This window comes from Streptomyces griseocarneus (genome assembly GCF_014655595.1).
GTDB classification, from domain to species: domain Bacteria; phylum Actinomycetota; class Actinomycetes; order Streptomycetales; family Streptomycetaceae; genus Streptomyces; species Streptomyces griseocarneus.
Genome location: NZ_BNBL01000010.1, coordinates 130393 through 152869, shown reverse-complemented (window position 1 = coordinate 152869; position 22477 = coordinate 130393). Strand labels below are relative to the sequence as shown.

The window sequence follows — 22477 nt, the reverse complement described above, 5'->3', positions numbered from 1 at the left end:
GGGCTGCTGCGGGGGCGGTGCCCTGCGGCAGGATGGGCGCATGAGCATCGTGAAGATCAACGTCCTGACCGTCCCCGCCGAGCAGCGCGAGGTCCTCGAGCAGCGCTTCGCCTCCCGCGCGGGGACGGTGGAGAACTCCGACGGCTTCGAGTGGTTCGAACTGCTGCGCCCGGTCGAGGGCACCGACCAGTACCTCGTCTACACCCGCTGGCGCAGCGAGAAGGACTTCCAGGCATGGATGGAGGGCCCGATGAAGGCCGCCCACCAGGGCGGCGGCGAGGGCGCCCCCAAGCAGCGGCCCGCCGCGTCGGGTTCGACGGTGTGGTCCTTCGAGGTCGTCCAGCAGGCCGCGCCGAAGAACGGCTGAGCACCCGCCAAACCGGGTGACCGGGCGCCGGGTCGCGTGCGACCATCCGCGCCATGACCACCACCGCGCTCTCCTGGACCGTCGCCCAGCAGCCGGCCGGCTCGCCCGAGTCGGCCGCGCTGCTGCGCGCGTATCTCGTCGACATCGCCGACCGCTGGTACCGGCTGCACCACGGCCGCGGCGTCACGCCCGAGGAGACCGAGCGTCACCTGGCCGAGATGGCCGCCGACGACCTCACCCCGCCGCACGGCGTGCTGCTGGTCGCCCGGCACGGCGGGGAGCCGGCGGGGTGCGCGGGGCTGCTGCGCCGCGACGCCCGGACGGCGGAGGTGACGAAGGTGTACGTCACGCAGGGCAAGCGCGGGCTCGGCGGGGCGCCCCTGCTGATGGCGGCGGCCGAGGAGACGGCCCGGGCCTGGGGTGCGCGGCGGCTCGTGCTGAACACGCGGCGCGACCTGGTCGAGGCGCGGGCGCTGTACGCCCGGCACGGCTTCACCGGGATCGAGCCGTACAAGCCGCTGGAGGAGGACCCGTTCGCCGAGGTGTGGCTGGGCAAGGAGCTGGGGGCGTAGGGGCCACCGGCGCCGTCGTCACGGCAGGCGGTGGGTGGGCGTAACGGGCAGACGGTGGCCGGGCGTCACGGCAGGCGGTGGTCGGACCGCATGTCGCCGTTGTGCGGCTGCTCGGCGTCGGAGCCGCAGAGCTCCCTGTTGAGCTCGCGGACGAGCGCCACGAGGTCGTGGGGCCGGTCCTCGGCCGTCCACCAGTCCCCCAGCAGCTCCGCGAGCATCTCCTCGCGCACCGCGAACAGCGTGTCCGCCTGCCGGAGCCCCACCTCGGTCAGGACGAGCCGCAGCCCCTCGCGCTCGGCCAGCCCCCGTTCCTCCAGCTGGCGGGCGCCGCCCGTGATCACCCGTAGCGGTACGTCCACCCGCTCGGCGAGCAGGGACGGCTCGACGTGGCCGTCGCGGTGGATGCGCAGCATCATCCAGCTCGCGGCGGGATGGAGGTCCAGCCCGGCCCGTTCGGTGATCTTCTCGTAGACCCGGCGGCGCCCCTCCCGGCTGCCGAGCACGGAGAGCGCGCGGGCGCACTCCTCGTGCGAGGAGCGCTCGACGGGGTTGCTGGAGAGGACCTCGCTGGTGTCGGGCGCGGTGACGCTGCCGCGCAGCGGCTGCTCCTTGAGCAGCCAGGCGAGGGCGAAGGCGGCCAGGGCGGGCGGCACGGCGTAGAGGAAGACGTCGGTGATGGAGACGGAGTACGCGTCGAGGACGCCGGTGCGCTGTGCCGGGGGCAGCCGGTCCACGGCCCGCGGGTCGGCCTGCAGGCTGCCGGGGGTGACGCCGGGCGGCAAGGGGGTGCCGGCGAGGGCGTCGGTGATGCGGGGGCCGAGGCTGTTGGCGAAGATCGTGCCGAACACGGACACGCCGAACGAGGCTCCGATGGAGCGGAAGAACGTGGCGCCGGAGGTGGCGACGCCGAGGTTCTCGTAGGCCACGGAGTTCTGCACGATCAGCACCAGCACCTGCATGACCAGGCCGAGCCCGAAGCCGAAGACGAAGAAGTACAGGCTCGTCTCGGTGGCGCTGACCGTCGGCGTGAGCTGGTGGAGCAGGAGCAGGCCGATGGTCATGACGGCGGTGCCGGCGATGGGGAAGACCTTGTAGCGGCCGGTGCGGCTGACGATCTGGCCGGAGCCGGTCGAGGAGATCAGCATGCCGGCGACCATCGGCAGCATGTGCACGCCGGACAGGGTGGGCGAGACGCCCTGGACGACCTGCAGGAAGGTCGGCAGGTAGGTCATGGAGCCGAACATCGCGAAGCCGACGACGAAGCCGATGACCGAGCAGAGCCAGAACGTACGGATCCGGAAGAGCCCGAGCGGCAGCACGGGCTCGGCCGCCCGGTGCTCGACGAGGACGAACGGGACCACCAGCAGCACCCCGAGCACCCCCAGGCCGATGATCTGCCACGACGCCCAGGGGTAGGTGGTGCCGCCCAGCGAGGTCATCAGGACCAGGCAGGTGGCGACGGACGCGATGAGGAAGGTGCCGAGGTAGTCGATGCGGTGCGGGGTGCGGCGGGCCGGGATGTGCAGCACGGCGGCGATGACGGCGAGCGCGACGACGCCGATGGGCAGGTTGACGTAGAACACCCAGCGCCAGCTGAGGTTGTCCACGAACAGCCCGCCGAGCAGCGGCCCGAGCACGCTTGAGCCGCCGAAGACCGCGCCGAACAGCCCCTGGTAGCGGCCCCGGTCGCGGGGCGGCACGATGTCGCCGACGATCGCCATCGACAGCACCATCAGCCCGCCGCCGCCCAGTCCCTGCAGGGCGCGGAAGCCGATCAGCTCGGGCATGTTCCGGGCGAGCCCGCACAGCGCCGAGCCGATCAGGAAGATCACGATCGCGGTCTGGAAGAGCTTCTTGCGCCCGTACTGGTCGCCGAGCTTGCCCCACAGCGGGGTGGCGGCGGTGGAGGCGAGGATGTAGGCGGTGACCACCCAGGACAGGTGCTCGAGCCCGCCGAGGTCGCTGACGATGGTCGGCAGGGCGGTGGAGACGATGGTCTGGTCGAGCGCGGCCAGCAGCATGCCGAGCAGCAGCGCGCCGATCGCCACGCCCACGCCGCGCCGCGTCTGCCCCTCGCCGGGTACGGGCGTGGGGGCCGCGGCCACCGTGGGACCGGGTCCGGGGCCCGGGGTGTCCTGGCCCATGGGCAGCTCCTGGGGGTGCGGGGGTGGGGGTTCCGCTCGCTTCGGCCCGGGTCGGACCCGGTCGGTCGGGCCGAAATCCGGTCGGTCGGGCCGAGTCCGCCCGGGTCGGGTCGGTCCGCTCCGTTCCATCGTCCGCCGGAGGGGCGGCCACGGCCCGCTGGGGTACGCCGACCAGGGCCGTCGGGCGTTGACCAGGGGCGTTGGCGTTCTGCCCGATTCGTTTTGTATCGTAGAGAAACAAAGTGGCTCCGCCCGCACTCCCTGACCGGCGGGTGGAGCCGCTTGTCTTTTTTCTCCGCGCGCTTGGAGTCCTCCGATGACCACGACCACGCTCACGGCTCGTGCCCTGCTCCTCGACATGGACGGGACGATCGTCAACTCCGACGCGGTCGTCGAGCGCTGCTGGCGCCGCTGGGCGGAGGAGCACGGTCTGGACGCCGACGAGGCCATGAAGATCGTCCACGGCCGCCAGGGCTACGCCACCATGGCCGTCCTGCTCCCGGACCGCCCCATGGAGCTCAACCACGAGGACAACCGGCGCATGCTCGAGGCGGAGACCGCCGACATGGACGGCGTCGTCCCGGTCCCCGGCGCCCCCGCCTTCATGGCCGCCCTGGCCGGCCTCCCGCACGCCCTGGTCACCTCCGCCGACCGCGCCCTGTCCGACGCCCGCATGGGCGCGGCCGGCCTGCCGATGCCGGCGGTGCGCGTGACGGCCGAGTCGGTCGGCGCCAGCAAGCCGGACCCGGAGGGCTTCCTCAAGGGCGCGGCCGAGCTGGGCTTCGACCCCCGGGACTGCGTCGTCTTCGAGGACTCCGAGGCGGGCATCGCGGCCGGCAAGGCCGCCGGCATGCGCGTCGTGGGCGTGGGCCCCCGCGCGGCGGCGCACGCGCCGGACGCGGCGGTCGCGGACCTCACGCACGTCCGGGTGGAGGCGGCGCCGGACGGCGGGATCGTCCTGACGATCACGACGGAGGGCTGAGGTCCCCTGGCCTGAGGCCTGAGGGCCCCCGCCCCATGGACGGCCGGGATCACCTCACGTCATCTGCGCCTTGACGTGCGCGACGACCTCCTCGAGCTCCTTCGTCGGGCAGAACTCCGCGAATTCGCTGTCCTCGAGCGCCTCGGGGGCGTGCCCGGGCGCCCAGTAGTACAGCTGCCCCGCCTCGTACGTCTCCTCGCCCCCGGCCGTACGCAGCTTGATCCTGCCCTTGGTCAGGAACCCCCAGTGCGGGCACTGGCAGAGGTCGTCGGGCAGTCCCTTGAGGGCCGGGCCGAGGTCGGTCCCCTTGGCCACGCGCACCCAGAGCACGCTCATGCCGCCGCCGATCTCCCGCGTCCGCGCCTCGAGGCCGTCACCCGCGATGGTGACCGGCGTTTCGTCATGCGTTGTCGAGGTCATGACCGTCTCCCTCCGGATCCGGAGCAGGTGCCTCATCTCTCACGATAGGCAGGCGGGTGCGGGGTCTCCAGGCGGGAATGTCAGACCCCGCTGACATGCTGCTCCCATGCCCCAGCAGGACGACACACTCGAGAGCGCCCACGACGCCCGGCCCGGCGCCCGGCCCGGCGCCCCGCTCGCCTTCACGCTCACGCTCGCCCAGATATCCGACCCCCGCGACGTCACGCCCGGGCTCCGGCGAGAGCTGATCGACTGCTGGATCGCGGTCACCAATGCGGGCGGTGCGGCCGGATTCCCGTTTCCCCCGGTCGGGGACGGCGACGTCGCGCCCGTGCTGGACGGGCTCCTCGGCCGTCTCGCCCCGGACAACAGCCGTCTCGTCATCGCCCGGTCCGGCGAGGCCCTGGCCGGCTGGGCCGTCCTCAAGCGCGACCCCTACCGGCTCGTGGGCCACTGGGGCACGATCCACCACCTCCAGACCCATCCCGGCTTCCGGGGACGTGGCGTCGGCTCCGCCCTCGTCCGCGAGCTGCGACGGACAGCCCGCGACGAGCTGGGGCTCGAGCAGTTGCGCCTCGCCGCGCGGGGAGGCGAGGGGCTGGAGGACTTCTACGGGCGGTTGGGCTGGCGCGAGATCGGCCGGTGGCCCGGAGCCCTCCGCTTCGCACCGGACGACACCCGCGACGAGGTCCTCATGATCCTTACCCCGCTCTGAGTCTGACCGGACGTCACCGGAAAGCGGTGTCCGCCCCGATCTCCTCCACCGCGTCCAACTGCTCGAGCCGCGCGCGGAGATGGGCACGGATCCAGGCGAAGGCCTCCGCCCCCAGGGGGAGCCGCAGTGGCGGTTCGTCGAGTCCGACCGCGGCGATGATGGCCTCGGCCCCGCGATACGGGTCGCCCGACTGCGAACCGTGCGAGGCCTCCAGCGCCTTGCGCGCCGGCCCCATGAGCCCGGCGTAGTCCTCCATCGGCTCGCCCCACTGCAGCGCCCGCCCGCCGAAGTCCGTACGGAAGGGCCCCGGTTCCACGATGGTGACGCGAATGCCGAGGTGGGCGACTTCGGCCGCGAGGGCCTCCGACATGCCTTCCAGCGCGAACTTCGTCCCGGCGTACGCGGTGCCGCCCGGCCCGGCGATCACACCGATCACCGACGACATCTGGACGATGTGCCCCGAGCGCCGACGCCGCATCAGCGGCAGGACGGCGCGGGTGACCGCCATCGCACCGAAGAGATTGGTCTCGAAGTTGTGGCGCAGAGCGCTGTCGCTCAGCTCCTCGAAAGCACCGAGCAGCCCCGACCCCGCGTTGTTCACCAGAACGTCGATCCGGCCGAAGCCCGCCTCGGCTTCGGCCACGGCCTGCCGGATGGACTCGGCATCGGTGACGTCCAGCCTGACGGCCCGCACACGATCCGGCGCGAGCGCCACCAGGTCCTCGACGGCCGCGACGTCCCGCGCGGTGGCCACCACGCGGTCGCCATGAGCGACGACGGCCCGCGTGAGCTCCCGCCCGAACCCGGAACTCGTCCCGGTGACGAACCAGACCCGGCCCTCGCCCGATCCCCCGTCATGCCGCCCGCTCATGGTGCCGCCCCTCTTTCGTGCCATGACTTCTGCGTCTGCACTCTAAAGATCATCTGGCACTCGCGAGGAACGATTTTCGGGCCGACGCCGCCTGGCCCGCTAGTGCTTGCCGCCGACGGGCTTCTTCTGGTTGTCGATCTTCCGGGCCTCGTACTGGCCGACCTCGAGGAAACGGCGCACGTCGGCGGGGGTGCCCCGCAGCGCCTTGTCACCCGCCGCCTTCACCGCCTCGCCGCCGTTCGCCATGATCGTCAGAACGGCGACGCGGTCGTCCTCCTCACGAGCCTGGTACTGGCCCACCTCGAGGAAGTGCCGCAGGTCGGCGGCGGTCCCCCGCAGCGCCTTGTCACCCGCCGCCTTCACCGCCTTGCCTGTGCCGGGCTTTCCCATCACCGTCAGAACGGCAACGCGGTCGTCCTCCTCGCGAGCCTGGTACTGGCCCACCTCGAGGAAGTGCCGCAGGTCGTCGACGGTGCCCCGCAGCGCCTTGTCCCCCGCCCGCTTGACACCCTCACCGGTTCCGGGCTTCCCCATCACCGTCAGCACCGCGACCCGCAGGTCGTCCACCGACATGTCCGAGAGCTTGACGGTCCCGTCACCCGGCTTCGCCTCCGCCACGGCGACAGGCGCCTTGGCGCCGGCACCGGCTGCGAAGGCCGGCGAGGACAGCAGAACGGCCGGCGCGATCGCGGCAGCCACGGCAACGGCGGAAACACGTGCGAACTTCATGCGGTACCCCACATTTCACCATCAAGATCATTAAGGCTCTTCACAGGCTATGTCATCCTTTGGCCCGACCTGCGGGCGCCGGCGTCAGAGGCGCGTCAAGGTTCGCTGCGTCGCCGAGCCGAGCGCATCGGTTAGGGTGCGATCTTCGATCGGCGCGAGCCCGTCGGAGTACCCGAGAGGGGCCTGCCATGGCTTCTGTCACCGATGCCCGGCTCAGAGCAGCACTGGACCGCACACGCCAGGTCTTCGGCGGGATGAACGTCCACCCCGACGAATCGACCTGCGAGTGCCATTGGGGCAGCCCTGAGGAACTCACGCTGCTCAAAACGCCGGATGCGCCGCTCGGTGTGAACCTGCTGTACCGGACATGGGTGGACGTGCGCTGGAAGGACCGGGACGCTCTGCTCCGGCGCCTGCTCCCCCAGTTCACGTATGTCCTGGCCACGGTGGGGAACGGGGGCCGGGACCAGGTCGGCTGGTCGCTGGCGCGTACGGAGTGGCGCGACTGGCCGAAGGAGCAGTACGAGGCGGTATCCGGCTTCCTGCACGCGTGGTGGGCTCACACCCTCGAGACGGCGAACCCGCCGACCCCGGCCCACGAAGTGTTCGCCACGTGCGCGACGGCGTCGGGGACCGTGACCCCCTGGCTCGGCCAATGGGCAGCGCACAGGGGCCCGATCGCCGACCGGCACCTGCTCGAGGCGGTCGACGCCTGGATCTACGACCTGGAGTCCGACGTTCTGCCGGGCGACTGGTGGTACTGGGACGACAACAAAACGGCGGTCACCCACGAACTGAACGCGTGGCTCGCGCACCACGCCCCTCCCCGGCTGACCGCCCTGGGTGCGGAACCGGACCTGGTGGACCAGGTGCGCAGGCTCGGCCTGCCGTCTGAATTCGCTGGGGCGAGCCCGCCGCCTCCTGAGCCGGGAACGGAGTCGCACCGGCCTCTCGGCCGGCCCCTGGCTACGACATCGCATCCGTGCGCCGCGCGAGCGGATCGAGAGCGAGCCTCGCCCGGCGCTCGATGGAGAGGCCAGAGGCGTCCACCCGCCCACCCACGTCCAGGGCTTCGCCCGCATCGCCCAGGTCGACGGCAACGGATACGGCCTGGATCTCGACATTGGTCGGCCCGAATTCGAGATTGAAGTCGTTGCGGTCATCGCCGAGCTGTGCGGCCACTTGGCGTGCACGCTCTATCTCACTCCGGGCACCGGCACGGTTCCTGCATCGCGCGTGCACCAGCGCAAGCGCCAAATGCAAGGAGCCGAGAAGGGACAGCATCTCCGGTGACGTTCCGACGCGATCGATATGCCGAACGAGCGCGTTCACAGCGGACTGCGCGACATGTTCCGCCTGGTCGTACCTCTTGAGGCGAACGCATGCGTGCGCGAGCCGAAACGTACCTGCGATGACATCCGGCAAGCGGCCGGACAGCTCGGCAGCAGCGACGGACCTGTCGGCGGCCACCCAGGCGGCATCGGCCTCGTTCTGGCGCACAAAGGCTGCCGACATCGCCTGATAGGTACGGGCGAGCAAACTGTAGGCCTCGTGCCTCTCACGCTCGACGGCCGTGCGCACCACACGCTCCAGCGTCGGAACGAGCGAACTCAGCGAAGCGGTCAGCTCGGAGAACCGGTCGCTATAGGCGAGGGACCAGGCATGATCCACGGCCGCGCTCCACCTGTGAAAGCCAGCTTGTCGTGCGGCCGATCTCAGCCGCCAGTTCCCGTTGGGTCAGCCCACGCTCCGCACGCAGTTCCGCAACCCGTGCGCCGAACGCGCGCTGCCCATCGGGGACCACCGGTCTCGTCACACCTTTCCATCGATGTGCTCCAGAAAGGTCACATCTGTCTGCCGCACGAATTTCTCGCGCTCCTCGAGGAAGTGCCGCGTGTGCGGCTGCCGTTCGTGGGCGTCGAAGGCGGCCCGGCTCTCGTACAGCTCGTAGAAAACCCGCAGGCCCGGTTCGCCCGGCACCCGGTGACTGACGTACGCCACAGTGCCGGCCTCGTGCTGCCGAATGCCCTCCAGGGTCCGGGCCACCAACTCGTCGAAGCCGTCCGCCGCGGCCGCGTCCCGCAGCGTGAAACGCACGATGAGCCCGAATCCAGCGTTCATGGGCATTCCCCCCTCAGCTCGCGTGGCGCCAAGAGTGGCAGACGCCGGCGGGCGGAGACGGCGCTTTCGTTAACCGCCGCCTGTCCGGGCAGTCACTCTCCGGGCGGCTGCTCCGCCACGAACGAACGTGCCCTTCGCCGGCAAGGTCAACAGCAGGCCCCGGTCGCGCAGTTCCCGGATCGCGCGGCGGGTCGTGCCGATCGCCACGCCGTACTCCGCTCCCAGGTCGCGCTCGCCCGGCAGGCGGGCGCCCGGTCGCAAGTCGCCCGCCGCTATCCGTGCGGCGATGTGGTCCGCCACTTGCATGTAGACATAGGCTGCCCGGGCCGGGTCGACGGGCGAGGCGCCCTGCGGATCTGCCATGGCAGTCAACATAGGGCACGGGGCCCCGGGAACCGGCCGCCGAGGCGGACCCCCTGACGCGTCAGGCGCCGAACTCGTACTCCAGCACGTACGACGCGGAGTCCAGCGTCATCTCGCTGATCTCGACCGCCCTGCCGTCCTCGGCGAACGCGGTACGGACGATGTGGACGACGGGCATGCCCAGCGAGAGGTCGAGCTGTTCGGCCTCTTCGACGGAAGGCATCCGGCAGCGAATCTCCTCGCGGAAGCGAACCGGCTTGTGGCCGAGCTCCGCGAGCCTCGCGTACGTCCCTCCCGGGCCGGTGTCCTCCCGCGTGATCGCGGACCCGGCGACAAGGTCGATGGGCAGGTAGGAGGTGGAGAACAACACCGGTTTGCCGTCCAGAACGAACCGCCGACTCCGGACGCAGACGGGCGCGTTGGATGCGAGGTCCAGAACCTCGGCGACCCGCACGGGCGCTGTTCGCTCGGCAATCTCTATGTTGTCGACGACCAGGGCCCGGTCCTCGGTGTCGGCCGACCAGATCGACCGGCCGGAGCCCCAGGTTTCCTCGGCCAGCCGCTGGATGCCGCGTCGTCGAAGCGGGCGGAACGATCGCACGAATACGCCGGCGCCCTTCCGGGCTTCGGTGATGCCTTCACTCTGCAGCACGCCCAACGCCTGCCGCGCTGTCATGCGAGCCACGTTGTAGGCGGCCATCAGCTCGTTCTCGCCGGGCAGTCGGTCACCAGGTCCGTACTCGCCTGCCCGAATCGCGTTCCGCAGCTCGGCGGCGATCCTCTGGTACTTGGGCTGGCGGCCAGTGTCCTGGTTGGCCATCGGGTGATCACCTCTCTTCTCTGGACAGCGTACGGGCGCCCTGTCGCTGACGCGGAGTGGGGGCGCCACAAACCAGGTGCGCAATTTCCAAAGCCCGTTGACTTCTCTAGAGATGAACTGCTTCACTGGCAACATCTCTAGAGATGTACGCGTGCGCTCCGGGAACCGTCCTCCTACTGTTCGGGAGTCCAGATGGCTACTACCGATCCGTCACAGCCACGGGAAGCGTTCTTGTCGGACGGGCACTCGGTCACGGGGAAGACCGCAGGCCCTGCTCCACAGCCCTGCGCGGGCTGCGCGGAAATCAAGGCGCGGCACTACGCGTCCGTTCGGCAAGGGAACACACAAGAAGCCGAGGCCGCGGCCGTGGCCATGGGCCGCCATCTGCGGGCGGCGCACTCGTGACCACCCTTCAGGCAGCGCTCGCAGCCCTGCCCACGTTCATGGTGCTGCACCTCCTCGGCTGCGCGCTGGGCACACGGCCGGTCCTGTCCGCGCCCACGCGCCGAAGCGCACCCCCAAAAGCCGCTCGGCTCCCCGTCTTCCCCTCGGGGAAGCAGCAGCGTTACGAACCACTCCAGCGGTCCGAAGACCAGACGCCCGGCGGCACGGCGGCCCCGGCCTGCCCCCACGCCGACGTCGACTCCGACGACGGCTCCGACTCCTCCTGGACAACATCCGGCGGCATCCAAACCTGCACCCGCTGCGGCACCCGGCGCGTGGTCGACTACCGGGCGCTCGCCCTGGCGCTCGAGCTGCCGGAGCGCGGTCCTTCCGGCGCCCCCGACGGGGCGACCGTCGCCGGTGCCGGCACGGGTGCCGTGGGGCGGCGGTACGACGAGCTCCGGCGAAGAGTGCGGGAGGCGAACCGGCGGAGTGCGCGCGGCAAGCCGTGAAGGGCGGAACCGGCGCCGGGACGCACCCCCGTAGCGTCCTGGCGCTGGTTCCTGCCGCGTAGCCCCCGATGAGGCGCTCCGGACGGGGCCTCGCGTTCGAGCCAAGCACGGTGGCCGGGATCGGAGGGAACGATTCGATCAGGTTCGACGCGTGTGCTGCACTGGGTGGATGGTCGCTATCGCATTGACGGCCGACTCGCTGGCCCGCTCCCGCTTCGCGGTGTCCCCTCTCATGCAGGCCGCGGCAGTGCTGCATCCGCTGCATCCCGGGCCGTCGGATCACGGCCGGGCCGTGCGGCACGCGGTGCGCGCGGCGCTGGCGGACGGGCGCCTTCCGCTGCTGGGGGCGCTGCACAGTGACATCAGTGACTACGCGCCGGACTTCCTGACGCCGGCGCTGACCGCCGGCAGCGCTCCCGATCTCGACGCGGAGCTCCACCAGATCGCCCGCACGCCCGCCCAGGTCGTCGCCCGGCAGATGACCAGGCTCGTGTCCGGACCGCCGCCGCACCACTCCCCGGCCTCCGAACCGAAGGCGGCACGCGGCCGCGGGAACGCCGCCGTCCGCCCCTTCCTCGACAGCCTGGGTGAGGACGGCCTCGCCCAACGGGCGGCGTGCGAGATGGAGGTGCTCTGGAAGACGGCCATCGCGCCCGCGTGGCCCGCGCTGCGGCCCCGGGTGGCGGAGGACATCGAGCACCGGGCGCAGGTCGTCGTCCGCCAGGGCCTGGCCGCGGCGTTGAACTCCCTGCACCCCGCGATCACCTTCGCGGCCGGCACCCTGAGCATGCCGGGCAGCCCCCACGTCACCGCCGCGCCGGACGGGCCCGTCGTCCTCCTCCCGTCCCCGCTCGCCACGACCTGGCTGCTGAGCTCCGACCCCTGGAACGAACGAGGGCCCTATCTCATCTACCCGGCCGCGCGCGGAGCCGTCCCGCAGCTGCCCGCCGAGCCGGCGGCGCACCCCTTGGCCGACGTCGTCGGTCACACCCGGTACGCGCTGCTGGCGGGGCTCACCTCGCCCCGTACGACCGGGGAACTCGCGCGACGGCACCACCTGAGCCCCTCGACCGTCTCCTACCACCTCGCGCACCTGCACCGTGCGGGCCTGGTCACAAGAGCGCGGTCGGGTAAGCAGGTGTACTACCAACAGGCCGCCGGCGCCGAGGAATTGCTCGACCGGCCGGGCCCTGCCCGCCGGCGTGCGCGGAACGCCGCCCACCGTTCGCACGACGCCGCCCCGGCGCAGGGCGTCGTCTCGGCGTGAGCAGGGCGGGGGCGGGGCGGGGCCGGCCTCCGTAGCCACCCCCGCACCCGCACCCGAACCCTCAACTCACTTCACGAAGCGGAACCGAACGACACCGTCTTCGGCGCCACCCGCACCCGCCGCGCTCCACCGCTCGAAGCCCGCCTTCTCCAGCACGCGGATCGACGGTGGATTCGACAGTTCCACGGTGGCGAACACCGTGTGCACATCCGTCGAGGTGAGGGCGAACTCCGCCAGGGCGCGCGCCGCCTCGGGGGCGTAGCCGCGGCCGCGACGCGACGGCACGATGCCGTAACCGATCTCGAGGGTGCCGTCGGCGGGCGGCCAGAACAGGCCCGTCGAGCCGACCACCCGACCGCTTTCGCGCTCGATGACCAGGCGGTGGCCGTAGGCGTCCAGCCAGGCGGGGAAGTCCTCGAAGAGTCCCGCCACGACGCCGTCGCCTTCGGCGGGGAAGTCGTCGGCCCAGTGCTGTTGCCGGGTGCCGTCGAGGACGGCGGCGGCCTCGGCCCGGGTCCACGGGCGCAGGATGAGGCGGTCGGTGGTCAGATCAAGCGGGGTCGGGGTACGAAAAGAAGACATGTGACACTCCGGTCGTGGGAACGACCCGGACCGCGCGGCGGTGCCGGCGCGGGCCGGAAAAGGGCATGCTGAAGAGGGCCGGCGGCGGCCATATTCATCAACCTCCCTTGTCACGGGTCCGAAGTGATCACGCGAGTGATCAGGCGCTCCACGCGCCTGCGGGACGCTAGCAAGGCCTTTCGGGGCCGGGCAACGCATTTCGCGCCCTCCGGCACGCCCGCGCACGCGCCGCCGCGCTTCCGTACGGCGCGTTCCGGCGCTTGCCGCCCCCTCCGCCCTCCGATGGAATGCGCGAGGAAGTACGGCTCACGAAGACGCTCGTGAAGAGGCTCACGAAGACGCTCCACACCGACCACCGCGACGCGAGAGGTGTGAGTACCGCGTGATTCACATGACCGAGACCCTGGCCATCCACACCATCGAGGGTTTCCTCACCCCCGACGAGACGTCCCAGGTCATCAAGGTGCTGGACGAGCACCTCGACGCGACCGGCTGGGTGCCCGCGCGGCCCAGTGACGGCATGGTTCCGCCGCACGCCGTGCAGGAGATCCTGGGGGGAGCCGTCGAGCGGGCGCTGCCGGCGATCCGGCGGGTGTTCCCGTCCGTCGCCGGCGTCACGCCGTGGGACTACCACGATCTCGGGCCCGGGGACGGGATACCGCCGCACCTGCACGGCGTGGACGACCCGTACACGCGCCCCCTGCGGGTCGCGCGCGTGGCCTTCCACCTCCAGGAGGCGGAGCGCGGAGGGGAGTTCTTCGTGGACACCGCCTCCTCCGAGGCGCTGTGGACCGACATCACGGCGGGGCCGGGCAGCGGCTTCGCGCCCGGCACCCGCTTCGCCCGCGAGATCTCGCATCATGCCGGGCCCGAGGCCCTCGCCGCGCTGCGCGCCGTCCCCCGCACCCGCTGGACCAGCTCGCCGCCCGCCGGGACCGCCGTCGTCTACGGCGCCCAGCTCGTCCACGGCGTCGAGCCGGTCGTCAAGGGCCGGCTGCGCAAGCTGATCACCAACCTGCTGGCCGCCTCACCCCGCTGACCTCGACCGTTGCAGGCGCTCGAGCCGCAGGGCGGCCGCCCGCCGCTCGGGCGCCAGCACGTCCACCGGCCCCGTTCCCGCCGCTCCCGACCCCACCGTGTCGGATCCCGCCGTGCCCGTACGGGCCGCCGGTCTCGCCGCCCAGCCGCGGATCTTCGCGGCGACCCGGGGCAGGCGGGCGTCGCCGGGCGGCACGTCGATCGAGAAGAGGGCCTCGTACGGCCGTCCCCGGTGGTCCCCTCCCCATGCGACCACGCCCTCGCACTCGGCGAGGATGTCGCGCAGCACCAGCATCTCGAGCGGGAAGAACCCGCCCCGGCCGCCTCGCGGATACCAGTCGGGCCGGATCGCCACCGCCGTCCCCGAGGCGTGGTTGCTCTCCGGCGCCGACAGCCGCACTCTCGCCGGATCCAGGTGGCCGACCACCTGTCCCTCTCCCAGCGCGGCTACCTCGTAGTGGAAGCGGCGCACCACGTGCACCAGTACGGTCTCCACGTCCCCGGCGCGTAGCGCCACGGTGACGCCGGTTCCCGGGACCGGGCCGCCGCCGTCGACGGACTTCACCATCCGCCAGCCGTTCGCGCTGAGTCCTCCCCTAGGGGCTGCCACAGCGGCCTCTGGGGCCGACGCGGCCTGTGCGGCCTGTGCGAGTGCCGGTACGGACACGGCAGCGCCCAGCGCCACCGCGCCCGCGCCCTTCAGCACCCCACGACGCGATATTCCGGACGTCATTCGCCTCACCTCGCACCGGTCGTGTCGAATTCGTTCTGGCCCATGTCCAGCCCGGACAGAATGTTGTTGTCGATCTCGATCTTTCCGTTGCCGCCGCCCACGCTCACCGTGGCGATCTGGTCGAAGGCCCAGTTCTCCGGCATCGGAAAGCCGAGGTTCCCCGAGAAGCCGGTCGACATGTCGGCCACGAAAGCTGCTGTGGCGAAACCCGCTGCGGAGACGCGCGAACACGCGTTGCGGGGCCCGTAGACGCCGATCCGGTACGTGCCGCCCAGCTCGCCCATCTTCCGGTTGACGCCACGGAAGTGCGGGATGATGCTGTCGGTCACCTGGTGGTCGAGGACGTCGAAGTCCACGGCGAAGTAGATCCACGTATCGCTCTTGAAGCCGTATCCCCGTGCCGCCTCGTACGCCGCCTGCGCGTCCGCGATGCCCTGGTTCTCGTTGAAGTAGGACGCCGAACCTCCATAGGTCTGGTAGATGGGGAAGACCCGCAGGCCCTTGGTCGCGATGACTTCCAGCTCGCCCGGCTGGATCTTCTTGTCGAACGACGAGCCGGGGGCGTTGGTCAGATAGCGGCCGGCGACCAGATATCCCGCCTCGCGCAGGGCATCCGCCCGCGCCGGGGTGATCTCGGTGACGCAGTCGAAGGCCGTGCCGCGCCGGGTGTTGTCGCCGCAGGACACGAGCAGCGAGGCCCAGGTCGGGAAGTCACCGGCCCCCGTCACCGGCAGCTTCACGAACTCCTGGAAACCGCTGACCGCGGCGGAGAGTTCACTCGTGAAGGCGTCGGTGAAGGACACTCCGCCCCGCCTGTTGAAGATCATGGCGGCGGAGAAGAGCTGGACGAACGCACCGCTGGATCCGACCGTGAGCGTGTTCTTCTTCAGCCCCTCCTTCGTCGCCGGCCCGAATGCCCCGGTGGCCACGTCGTCGCTCATGCCCAGCTGGTACTGCACGGCGAACACCAGCGCCTTTTGCACATCGCGCGAGAAGTGGCCGTCGCACGGCACGATGAAGAAGTTCCGGCGATTCACGTGGCGGCCGTTCAGCCACTGCTGAATGGACCGGACCGTTTCACTGCCGCCCTCCGTCGTGACGTACGCGTCCATCGTCAGCAGCGCCTTGAAGACCTTCGGCGTGACGCCGTCTCCCGGAAAGGCCTCCGCGACGCCCATGTTCTGCTTCAGCCTGCCGACGGACGCGGCCACCCGGCCGCCGTACACGCCGTCGATGTCGCTCCCGTCGTATCCCTTGCAGTAAAGCGCCGACTGGACCAGTCGGTTGATGTTCGCGGAGCCGTTGCCTCGGTCGATGACCGGGTATTTCGACTGCAGCGCGGCCAGCGTCGCGGGCCCGAAGTTGTTGGACTGCGGCGAGATGCCGAGTTCGTACTGCAGGGCCCGGGTCAGGGCGTACATGACGTCCCACGACGTCCTGCCGTTCTCCTCCAGCGTCGGCATGCCGCTTATGCCGGCGTACGTGGCGTTGTAGAGCCTCTGCGCCTTGCGCACCATCTCATCGGCCATGCCGCATGCTCGCACCGCGCTCTGGTCCGGACAAAGGCGGAGTACGGCCAACGTCCGCACGCCCCTCTCAGGGGCCTCTCGGGGTGCCCTCAGGGCGTTCCCCGAGGTCGGAGCGGTGCTCCCGGCGACATGATCACAGCATGACGAGCGACAACGGGACACGGGCGACGCCACGTACTGGCACGGGAATGGCGAGAGCAGAGGCGACGACCTGGCGGGAGTCGGCCTTCGCCGCCGCGCCGGTCTGCATGACCGCCTACGGGATCGTCCGGCTGATCGACGACGACCACGGACCCGGCCCCGACTGGTCGCTGGGGCACCTCGCCCTGCTGGCCGGGGTGCTGCTGTTCGTCCCGGTGTTCCTGGTGCTGCGCCGGGCCGCGACGGTCGGGCGGGGGCGCGTGAGCCGGTGGTTCGCGGGCGCCGGTGCGGGTCTCGGCCTGCTGGGCGTCGTGGCCGTGACCGGGCAGGTGCTGATCGATCTGCTCGTCGGATACTGCTCGGTGGACCGGGCGACGATGGACGAGCTCTTCGGGCGCATCCAGAGCCACGCGGGCGTGAAGCCCGCCTTCTATACGGTCGGGCCGCTGCTCTTCTACGTCGGGCTGGTGCTGCTCATGACCCAGCTGGCGGCGCTGCGCGCCATAGCCGCCTGGCGTCCGGTCGTGGTCGTGGCGGGCATCGTGCTCGCGGCGGGCGACCTGGATCTGCTTGCGGTGGCCGGCGTGCTGTTCCTGCTGGCCCTCGCACCCCTAGCGCCCCTCTCACCCCTCGCGCGGAGCACGGAGGTCATACCGATCACGAACCCCGCCCAGCACACGGACTCCACCCCGAACACGAACCACGCCCCGCACACGGACTCCGCCCCGCACACGGACTCCGCTCCGGACGCGCGAATACCGGCGGGCTCAGTGACTCCCCACTGACGGCAGCAGCGGGCTGCCCTTGCGGTCCAGCCAGGCCCGGTACGTGGCACTGGCCCCGGCCACGTCCACGTACGCGGCCATCAAGTCGGCGAAGAGCGCGTCCAGTTCGCGCAGGGGTAAGGAGCCGCGCCGGGAGGCGAGGGAGAGCTGCGTGGTGAGGGGGTCGCCGGCCAGGGGGCGGATCACCGTGCCGGGGACGGGTTCGGCGGTCGGCGCCGACGGGCGTACGGCCTCGCCGCAGGCGACGAGCTCGGCCGCCGTGGTGTTGTCGCGGACGTGGAGGAGCCGGGGGTCCAGGCCCGCCGCCATGAACGCGCGGCGCAGGGCCGTGGCCTCGTCGTCCGCCGTGGGGTCGACGATCCAGGGGTCGCCGGCCAGTTCGGCGAGCCGTATCACCGGGCGCGCCGCCGCGGCGTGGGTGGCGGACAGGGAGACGAAGCGCGGCTCGGAGGCGATGAGGACGCGGCGTTCGACGCCTTCGGGGACGTGCAGCGGGAAGCCGTCCGTCTCGTGGACGAAGGCCACGTCGAGCTGGTTGGTGGCCAGGAGCTGGAGCAGGGTGTTGGACGACACCTCTATGTGGATGGTGGTGTCCGTGTCCGGAAGGCGCCGGTGGATGCGGCGCAGCCAGCCGGTGACGGCGCGGCTGCCGATGCTGCCGATGCGCAGCCGCAGGCCGCCGACCCCGACGGCCGCGTCCCGGGCGGCCGCCACCAGCGCGGCCATCTCCGCGATGATCGGCCGGGCGCGGGAGAGGACGGAGTGACCGAGGGGGGTGGGGTGGCTGCCGTGCTGGCTCCGGGTGAAGAGGAGGCCGCCGATCGTGCTCTCGATGCGGCGGAGCTGAGTGGTCAGCGAGGGCTGGGTCATGCCCAGCTGCACCGCGGCCTTCCGCACGCTGCCGGTGTCTGCGATGGCGCAAAGTGCACGGAGGTGCCTGACCTCAAGCTCCACGCCAGCGAGCATATCCGCGCCCCGTACGTCACACCAGACACATGCCGGACGGGAACGGGCAGTTGGACGGGCCGACGGACAGCGAGTGGCGCAGGATAGGCGATTGGATGGCGCTATGGCCAACTGGCATCATCCGCACCATTGATAACTCGTCAGAGACTCAGGGGGAACAGGAGTTCACCCGGTGAGCCCCGGCCGCGTGTCCCACCGCACCCGGCCGAAGAGGCTCTCGGCACGAATGGAGTCCCCCACATGAAACGCTCCACGATGGTGCTGTCGGCTGCCCTCGGCCTCGGGCTGGCAGCGACGATGGCCGTGCCCGCCTCCGCCGTGACGGCGGACGTGAGCGCGGCGCCGCAGCACACCCAGTCCTCGTACGTCGGCTCCAAGGCCGAAGAGGCCAACAACAAGGCCTTCTTCGACGCCGTCATGAAGTCCGCGAAGGCCAAGCAGGCCGCGTCGCCGGGCATCCGCGTCGTCACCGTCACCTACGACGCCAGCCGGGCGCCGAGCTTCTCGACGGAGATAGCGAGAAGCGCGCAGATATGGAACAGCTCGGTCCGTAACATCCAGCTGCGCGCCGGCTCGAACGCCGACTTCCGGTACTACGAGGGCAATGACTCCCGCGGCTCGTACGCCAGCACCGACGGGCACGGCCGCGGCTACATCTTCCTCGACTACCGGCAGAACGAGCAGTACGACTCCACCCGCGTCACTGCGCACGAGACCGGGCACGTCCTGGGTCTGCCGGACCACTACTCCGGCCCGTGCAGCGAGCTGATGTCCGGTGGCGGCCCCGGCCCGTCCTGCACCAACCCCAACCCGAACTCGGCCGAGAGGAGCCGCGTCAACCAGCTGTGGGCCAACGGCCTGACGGCCTTCGACAAGGCGCCCTTCACCAAGGTCCACTAGCCCCACAGCGCAAAATGGCCCGGTTCCGTTCAGGAACCGGGCCATGTCGCGTGAATCGTCGCGTGAGTCGTCACGCGGATCACGCGGAAGTACTCAACGCTCTAGTGCGCCTGCGCCTCAGGCTCGGCCGGCCGGCGCATGAGGAACCCCGCTCCCGCGCCCGCCGCGAAGAGCGCGAAGACCGAGACCGCCGTGCTCAGCCAGCTGGCGCCCAGCCACTGACCGCCGAAGTAGCCGAGGCTCACGCTGTAGGCGGCCCAGGTCAGGCCGGCCAGAGCGGACCACGGGAGGAACTCCGCCACCCGGCGGTGCATCACGCCCGCGCCGAGGCTGACCACCGAGCGCCCGGCGGGCGCGAAGCGGGCCAGCACGACGAGCGGGCCGCCGCCGCGCAGCAGCGCCGTACCGAGCCTGGCCTGCGCGGCGGTCAGGCGCCGGGAGCGGGCGATGGCGCGGTCGAAGCGGTCGCCGCCGCGCCAGGCGAGGCGGTAGGCGACCATGTCGCCCATCACGGAGGCGGTGGCGGCACACATCACGAGCGCGAACATGTCGGCGAAGCCCGCGTGGCCCTGGGTGGCCTCGCCCACCGCACCCGCGGCGGAGCCGGCGGCCGCGGTGGCGGCGGCGATCACGAGGACGCCGCTCGGCAGCACCGGAAGGAACACGTCGAGGAGTACGGACACCCCGACGACCACGTATATCCATGGGGTCTCGGCCAACGCCCCCAACTGATCCAGCACGTCCTGATCTCCCGGTACGGTCCCCCGCCGCGACGTCGCAGGGGAGCGGCAGGGGCGGCCTTGACAACCGTACAGCGTACGCCTGGGGCAGCTGGGGGATGAGCGCAGGGTCCGTGATGTTGTTCGAATCACGTCCCGCCGCGGCCGTCAGTCCCGCTCGTCGCGGGCGTCAGTCCGCTCGTCGCGGGCGTCAGTCCGCTTGTCGCGGGCGTCAGTCCCGCTTGCCGCGGGCGAAGACACGGTCCAGCGCCAGGGCGCCGGGGCCGGTGAAGACCAGCAGCAGGAAGGCCCAGGCGAACATCGCGGAGGCCTCGCCGCCGTTCTGCATCGGGAAGAGGCCGCCGGCCTGGTGCACGTCGAAGTAGGCGTAGGCCATCGAGCCGGAGGCGATGAAGGCCGCGCTGCGGGTGCCGACGCCCAGCAGGACCAGCGCGCCGCCGACGAGCTGGATCACGGCCGCGTACCAGCCGGGCCAGGTGCCGGCCGCGATGGTGCCGCCGTTGGAGCCGACCGCGCCGCCGAGCACGCCGAGGAGCGAGGCCGCACCGTGGCAGGCGAAGAGCAGGCCGACGACGATCCGGAACAGCGACAGGACGTAGGGCCGGGCCGTCTCGAGGCGCTGGACGAGCGGCGAGGCGGGGGCGTCCGGGGCGGTGCGCACGCCGGAGGGGGAGGGCGCGGCCGCGGTGGGCGTGGGGGGCATGGGTCGGCTCCTCGTGTCGGGGACAGGAACAAGGACGAGCCACAAGTTAGGCACACCTTACGAATACTTGCAAGTTCAAGTTTCTGGATGCGGCCCTGGTCACACGGCTTTTGCAGCCCCACACGACGGCCGGGCCCCCTCCCGCGAAGGGAGGGGGCCCGGCCGGATCCGCTCGGTCGACGCGCCGCGCCGCGGCCCGTTCCCCGGTCCGCCGACGGTCGCTCAGCAGCCGTTGAGGATGCCCGCCAGGGCGCCCTTCTCGGCGGAGTCGACGGTCAGCTTGTAGTCGTGCTTCACCGAGACCCACATGCGGGCGTACGTACAGCGGTACGACTCCAGCGGCGGCAGCCACTGCGCCGGGTCCTTGTCGCCCTTGGCCTGGTTGACGCGGTCGGTGACCGCGATCAGCTGCGGACGGGAGAGGTCGTTGGCGAAGGCCTGGCGCTGGGCGGTGGTCCAGGTGTTGGCACCCGACCGCCACGCCTGCGCGAGGGGCACGACGTGGTCGATGTCGATGTCCTGGGCGTCCTTCCAGGTGGCCCCGTCGTACGGGGAGAACCAGGTGCCGCCGACCGCCGCGCACTTCTCGTTCTGCTCGACGCCCTCGCCGTCCCGCTGCAGCACGACCTCGCGGGTGTTGCACTGGCCGTGCTGGGTGATCCAGTGCGGGAACTTCGTCCGGCTGTAGCCGTCCATCGTCCCCTCGGGCTTGACCGTCAGCTGGCCCAGCTGGGTGCGCGCGGTGGCGGCGTCCGGCGGGGTGGGCGGGGCGGCGTGGGCGGCCGGGCCGTTGAGCACGAGCGTTCCGACGAGGGCGGCGAGGCCCGCGGCGACGGCCGTACGACGCGCGTAGACGCCGCGCGTGGCCGATGAAGCGCGCAGTGCGGACATGAGAACTCCCTTGAGGGTGGAGGGGGTAGAGCCGCTGAAGTGCGGCCAGAATCGCGGCGACGGGTGTACAGGGGGTGGTCGCCACGTGTCAGGATGACGACGCGGTCATGTCAAGGCAAGGGTTCGGGGACGTGAGATCGCCCGGAGGGATCCATTCCAGTCGGCCCCGACCGATCCGGATTCACTCCTGAGCCACCACTGAGCCACCACTGAACCGCCTCCCAGCCGCTCCTGAGCCGCCCTTTCCTGACGCAGCGCCAGGCATAGGCCCCCGTCCGGGTGTTCAACCGCGCCACCGGCCGCACGGCCGCCCGCCGCGGGATCGGGGGCGGCCGGCCGGACCGTAGGGTGGCCGCGTGCTCGCCGCCGACGTCCTGCTGCCCGCCGACGCCACACTGGGGGCGGTCCTCGCCGTCCTGTTCGCGGTGGCCGTGGCGGTGGCGGCCGTCGCCCGCCTCGCCGACGGCCGCGAGCGCGGCTACGCCCGCCAGATCGCCCTCGCCGGGCTGCGCGCGGCGGTCCAGCTGGCCGCGGTCTCGGCGCTCATCGGCTGGGTGGTGGGGTCCGTGCCCGCGCTGCTGGGCTTCCTGCTGCTGATGTACGCCGTCGCCGTCCGCACGGCGGGACGCCGCGTCACACCCAACGGCACCTGGTGGTGGGTGGCGGCGCCGATCGCGGCGGGCGTGCTGCCGACGGTCCTCGCGCTGCTGCTGACCGGGCTCGTACCGCTCAAGGGCGTCGCCCTGATCCCCGTCACCGGCATCCTCATCGGCGGGGCGCTGACCGCGACCGTCCTGGGCGGCCGCCGCGCCCTCGACGAGCTGAGCACGCGCCACGGCGAGGTGGAGGCCGGCCTGGCACTGGGCCTGCTTCCCCGCGACGCCCGCCTGGAGATCGCCCGCCCGGCCGCCTCCGACGCCCTGCTGCCGGGCCTGGACCAGACGCGGACCGTGGGGCTGGTCACGCTGCCCGGGGCGTTCGTGGGGATGCTGCTGGGCGGCGCCACGCCCGTGCAGGCGGGTGTGGTGCAGCTGTTCGTGCTGGTCGCGCTGATGATGGTGCAGGCGGTGGCGGTGGCGGTCGTGCTGGAGCTGGTCGCCCGCGGGCGGCTGCACCGCGAGGACCGCCAGGAGGGGGGTCCTGCGGGGGGTCACGTATCCTGAGGGGAGCAGAAGGGGAGTAGCTCTTCGCCGGACCGTCGA

At 71.5% G+C, this 22477-nt stretch carries 26 protein-coding genes; 10 read left to right on the top strand and 16 right to left on the bottom strand.

Features of this window, described 5'->3' with window-relative positions:
* The first annotated feature begins 40 nt into the window (after positions 1-40).
* Together IE295_RS24335 and IE295_RS24330 are read left to right on the top strand one after the other, a co-directional pair.
* Positions 41-367, top strand: coding sequence for an antibiotic biosynthesis monooxygenase family protein (locus IE295_RS24335; RefSeq protein WP_190065877.1), 327 nt, complete (start codon positions 41-43; stop codon positions 365-367).
* Between the two features lie 53 nt (positions 368-420).
* Positions 421-939, top strand: coding sequence for a GNAT family N-acetyltransferase (locus IE295_RS24330; RefSeq protein WP_190065876.1), 519 nt, complete (start codon positions 421-423; stop codon positions 937-939).
* Positions 940-1004: 65 nt separating this feature from the next.
* Here IE295_RS24330 and IE295_RS24325 read toward each other — a convergent pair whose 3' ends face one another.
* On the bottom strand, positions 1005-3083 hold the full coding sequence (locus IE295_RS24325) for an MFS transporter (RefSeq protein ID WP_190065875.1): 2079 nt from the start codon (positions 3081-3083) through the stop codon (positions 1005-1007).
* A gap of 316 nt (positions 3084-3399) precedes the next feature.
* Here IE295_RS24325 and IE295_RS24320 point away from each other — a divergent pair, with 316 nt between their 5' ends.
* A complete protein-coding gene (locus IE295_RS24320; protein WP_190065874.1) occupies positions 3400-4065 on the top strand; it encodes an HAD-IA family hydrolase in 666 nt (221 codons plus the stop codon).
* A 54-nt stretch (positions 4066-4119) separates the two neighbouring features.
* Here IE295_RS24320 and IE295_RS24315 read toward each other — a convergent pair whose 3' ends face one another.
* Positions 4120-4485, bottom strand: coding sequence for a cupin domain-containing protein (locus IE295_RS24315; protein WP_190065873.1), 366 nt, complete (start codon positions 4483-4485; stop codon positions 4120-4122).
* Between the two features lie 106 nt (positions 4486-4591).
* Between IE295_RS24315 and IE295_RS24310 the strand changes: the two genes are divergently transcribed.
* A complete protein-coding gene (locus tag IE295_RS24310; RefSeq protein ID WP_190065872.1) occupies positions 4592-5200 on the top strand; it encodes a GNAT family N-acetyltransferase in 609 nt (202 codons plus the stop codon).
* A gap of 13 nt (positions 5201-5213) precedes the next feature.
* Here the strand turns inward: IE295_RS24310 and IE295_RS24305 are convergent, their stop codons facing one another.
* From IE295_RS24305 to IE295_RS24280, 7 genes are all read right to left on the bottom strand, one after another.
* Positions 5214-6071 (bottom strand): oxidoreductase, encoded by an 858-nt coding sequence (locus IE295_RS24305; RefSeq protein WP_190065871.1) that lies wholly within the window; start codon positions 6069-6071, stop codon positions 5214-5216.
* A 99-nt stretch (positions 6072-6170) separates the two neighbouring features.
* Complete coding sequence (locus IE295_RS24300; protein ID WP_190065870.1) at positions 6171-6800, bottom strand: ALF repeat-containing protein; 630 nt, start codon at positions 6798-6800, stop codon at positions 6171-6173.
* Positions 6801-7766: 966 nt separating this feature from the next.
* Positions 7767-8471 (bottom strand): transcriptional regulator, encoded by a 705-nt coding sequence (locus IE295_RS24295; protein WP_224322887.1) that lies wholly within the window; start codon positions 8469-8471, stop codon positions 7767-7769.
* Entirely contained in the window at positions 8443-8604 is a 162-nt protein-coding gene (locus tag IE295_RS33710; protein WP_224322888.1) for a helix-turn-helix domain-containing protein, read from the bottom strand. The genes IE295_RS24295 and IE295_RS33710 overlap by 29 nt, the downstream gene beginning before the upstream one ends.
* 8 nt (positions 8605-8612) lie before the next feature.
* Positions 8613-8921 (bottom strand): putative quinol monooxygenase, encoded by a 309-nt coding sequence (locus tag IE295_RS24290; protein ID WP_190065869.1) that lies wholly within the window; start codon positions 8919-8921, stop codon positions 8613-8615.
* Between the two features lie 69 nt (positions 8922-8990).
* Positions 8991-9284 carry a GntR family transcriptional regulator gene (locus IE295_RS24285; RefSeq protein WP_190065868.1) on the bottom strand — a complete coding sequence of 98 codons (294 nt, stop codon included), beginning with the start codon at positions 9282-9284 and terminating at the stop codon, positions 8991-8993.
* 61 nt (positions 9285-9345) lie between these two features.
* On the bottom strand, positions 9346-10104 hold the full coding sequence (locus IE295_RS24280; protein ID WP_190065867.1) for a GntR family transcriptional regulator: 759 nt from the start codon (positions 10102-10104) through the stop codon (positions 9346-9348).
* A gap of 401 nt (positions 10105-10505) precedes the next feature.
* Between IE295_RS24280 and IE295_RS24275 the strand changes: the two genes are divergently transcribed.
* Positions 10506-11000, top strand: coding sequence for a DUF6255 family natural product biosynthesis protein (locus IE295_RS24275; protein WP_190065866.1), 495 nt, complete (start codon positions 10506-10508; stop codon positions 10998-11000).
* 169 nt (positions 11001-11169) lie between these two features.
* The gene (locus IE295_RS24270) at positions 11170-12267 is read left to right on the top strand and encodes an ArsR/SmtB family transcription factor (protein ID WP_190065865.1); all 1098 of its coding nucleotides are present in this window, start codon (positions 11170-11172) and stop codon (positions 12265-12267) included.
* A 66-nt stretch (positions 12268-12333) separates the two neighbouring features.
* Here the strand turns inward: IE295_RS24270 and IE295_RS24265 are convergent, their stop codons facing one another.
* Entirely contained in the window at positions 12334-12849 is a 516-nt protein-coding gene (locus IE295_RS24265; protein WP_190065864.1) for a GNAT family N-acetyltransferase, read from the bottom strand.
* A 391-nt stretch (positions 12850-13240) separates the two neighbouring features.
* Here IE295_RS24265 and IE295_RS24260 point away from each other — a divergent pair, with 391 nt between their 5' ends.
* Positions 13241-13888 carry a hypothetical protein gene (locus IE295_RS24260; protein WP_190065863.1) on the top strand — a complete coding sequence of 216 codons (648 nt, stop codon included), beginning with the start codon at positions 13241-13243 and terminating at the stop codon, positions 13886-13888.
* On the opposite strand, the gene IE295_RS24255 is transcribed toward IE295_RS24260, so the two are convergent.
* Both IE295_RS24255 and IE295_RS24250 read right to left on the bottom strand, forming a co-directional pair.
* Entirely contained in the window at positions 13877-14455 is a 579-nt protein-coding gene (locus tag IE295_RS24255) for a hypothetical protein (protein WP_308013095.1), read from the bottom strand. The two genes, IE295_RS24260 and IE295_RS24255, sit on opposite strands and share 12 nt — an antisense overlap.
* 170 nt (positions 14456-14625) lie before the next feature.
* A complete protein-coding gene (locus tag IE295_RS24250; RefSeq protein WP_190065861.1) occupies positions 14626-16149 on the bottom strand; it encodes a glycoside hydrolase domain-containing protein in 1524 nt (507 codons plus the stop codon).
* A gap of 188 nt (positions 16150-16337) precedes the next feature.
* On the opposite strand from IE295_RS24250, the gene IE295_RS24245 reads away from it, so the two are divergent.
* Entirely contained in the window at positions 16338-17075 is a 738-nt protein-coding gene (locus IE295_RS24245) for a hypothetical protein (RefSeq protein ID WP_190065860.1), read from the top strand.
* Here IE295_RS24245 and IE295_RS24240 read toward each other — a convergent pair.
* Entirely contained in the window at positions 17058-18041 is a 984-nt protein-coding gene (locus tag IE295_RS24240; protein WP_190065859.1) for a LysR family transcriptional regulator, read from the bottom strand. The two genes, IE295_RS24245 and IE295_RS24240, sit on opposite strands and share 18 nt — an antisense overlap.
* A gap of 240 nt (positions 18042-18281) precedes the next feature.
* Between IE295_RS24240 and snpA the strand changes: the two genes are divergently transcribed.
* A complete protein-coding gene (gene snpA, locus IE295_RS24235) occupies positions 18282-18941 on the top strand; it encodes a snapalysin (RefSeq protein ID WP_190065858.1) in 660 nt (219 codons plus the stop codon).
* 101 nt (positions 18942-19042) lie between these two features.
* On the opposite strand, the gene IE295_RS24230 is transcribed toward snpA, so the two are convergent.
* From IE295_RS24230 to IE295_RS24220, 3 genes are all read right to left on the bottom strand, one after another.
* Positions 19043-19681 carry a DedA family protein gene (locus IE295_RS24230; protein ID WP_190065857.1) on the bottom strand — a complete coding sequence of 213 codons (639 nt, stop codon included), beginning with the start codon at positions 19679-19681 and terminating at the stop codon, positions 19043-19045.
* A gap of 211 nt (positions 19682-19892) precedes the next feature.
* Positions 19893-20384: a DoxX family protein gene (locus tag IE295_RS24225; RefSeq protein ID WP_190065856.1), complete on the bottom strand. Its 492-nt coding sequence runs from the start codon at positions 20382-20384 to the stop codon at positions 19893-19895.
* Positions 20385-20606: 222 nt separating this feature from the next.
* The gene (locus IE295_RS24220; RefSeq protein ID WP_190065855.1) at positions 20607-21275 is read right to left on the bottom strand and encodes an HNH endonuclease family protein; all 669 of its coding nucleotides are present in this window, start codon (positions 21273-21275) and stop codon (positions 20607-20609) included.
* A 356-nt stretch (positions 21276-21631) separates the two neighbouring features.
* Between IE295_RS24220 and IE295_RS24215 the strand changes: the two genes are divergently transcribed.
* Positions 21632-22438, top strand: coding sequence for an ABC transporter permease (locus IE295_RS24215; protein WP_190065854.1), 807 nt, complete (start codon positions 21632-21634; stop codon positions 22436-22438).
* Positions 22439-22477: the final 39 nt, after the last annotated feature.

Coding starts and splice junctions, on each gene's coding strand:
- IE295_RS24335 (WP_190065877.1), top strand. CDS start 41: ATGAGCATCGTGAAGATCAACGTCCTGACCGTCCCCGCCGAGCAGCGC.
- IE295_RS24330 (WP_190065876.1), top strand. CDS start 421: ATGACCACCACCGCGCTCTCCTGGACCGTCGCCCAGCAGCCGGCCGGC.
- IE295_RS24325 (WP_190065875.1), bottom strand. CDS start 3,083: ATGGGCCAGGACACCCCGGGCCCCGGACCCGGTCCCACGGTGGCCGCG.
- IE295_RS24320 (WP_190065874.1), top strand. CDS start 3,400: ATGACCACGACCACGCTCACGGCTCGTGCCCTGCTCCTCGACATGGAC.
- IE295_RS24315 (WP_190065873.1), bottom strand. CDS start 4,485: ATGACCTCGACAACGCATGACGAAACGCCGGTCACCATCGCGGGTGAC.
- IE295_RS24310 (WP_190065872.1), top strand. CDS start 4,592: ATGCCCCAGCAGGACGACACACTCGAGAGCGCCCACGACGCCCGGCCC.
- IE295_RS24305 (WP_190065871.1), bottom strand. CDS start 6,071: ATGAGCGGGCGGCATGACGGGGGATCGGGCGAGGGCCGGGTCTGGTTC.
- IE295_RS24300 (WP_190065870.1), bottom strand. CDS start 6,800: ATGAAGTTCGCACGTGTTTCCGCCGTTGCCGTGGCTGCCGCGATCGCG.
- IE295_RS24290 (WP_190065869.1), bottom strand. CDS start 8,921: ATGAACGCTGGATTCGGGCTCATCGTGCGTTTCACGCTGCGGGACGCG.
- IE295_RS24285 (WP_190065868.1), bottom strand. CDS start 9,284: ATGGCAGATCCGCAGGGCGCCTCGCCCGTCGACCCGGCCCGGGCAGCC.
- IE295_RS24280 (WP_190065867.1), bottom strand. CDS start 10,104: ATGGCCAACCAGGACACTGGCCGCCAGCCCAAGTACCAGAGGATCGCC.
- IE295_RS24270 (WP_190065865.1), top strand. CDS start 11,170: ATGGTCGCTATCGCATTGACGGCCGACTCGCTGGCCCGCTCCCGCTTC.
- IE295_RS24265 (WP_190065864.1), bottom strand. CDS start 12,849: ATGTCTTCTTTTCGTACCCCGACCCCGCTTGATCTGACCACCGACCGC.
- IE295_RS24260 (WP_190065863.1), top strand. CDS start 13,241: ATGACCGAGACCCTGGCCATCCACACCATCGAGGGTTTCCTCACCCCC.
- IE295_RS24255 (WP_308013095.1), bottom strand. CDS start 14,455: ATGGTGAAGTCCGTCGACGGCGGCGGCCCGGTCCCGGGAACCGGCGTC.
- IE295_RS24250 (WP_190065861.1), bottom strand. CDS start 16,149: ATGGCCGATGAGATGGTGCGCAAGGCGCAGAGGCTCTACAACGCCACG.
- IE295_RS24245 (WP_190065860.1), top strand. CDS start 16,338: ATGGCGAGAGCAGAGGCGACGACCTGGCGGGAGTCGGCCTTCGCCGCC.
- IE295_RS24240 (WP_190065859.1), bottom strand. CDS start 18,041: ATGCTCGCTGGCGTGGAGCTTGAGGTCAGGCACCTCCGTGCACTTTGC.
- snpA (WP_190065858.1), top strand. CDS start 18,282: ATGAAACGCTCCACGATGGTGCTGTCGGCTGCCCTCGGCCTCGGGCTG.
- IE295_RS24225 (WP_190065856.1), bottom strand. CDS start 20,384: ATGCCCCCCACGCCCACCGCGGCCGCGCCCTCCCCCTCCGGCGTGCGC.
- IE295_RS24220 (WP_190065855.1), bottom strand. CDS start 21,275: ATGTCCGCACTGCGCGCTTCATCGGCCACGCGCGGCGTCTACGCGCGT.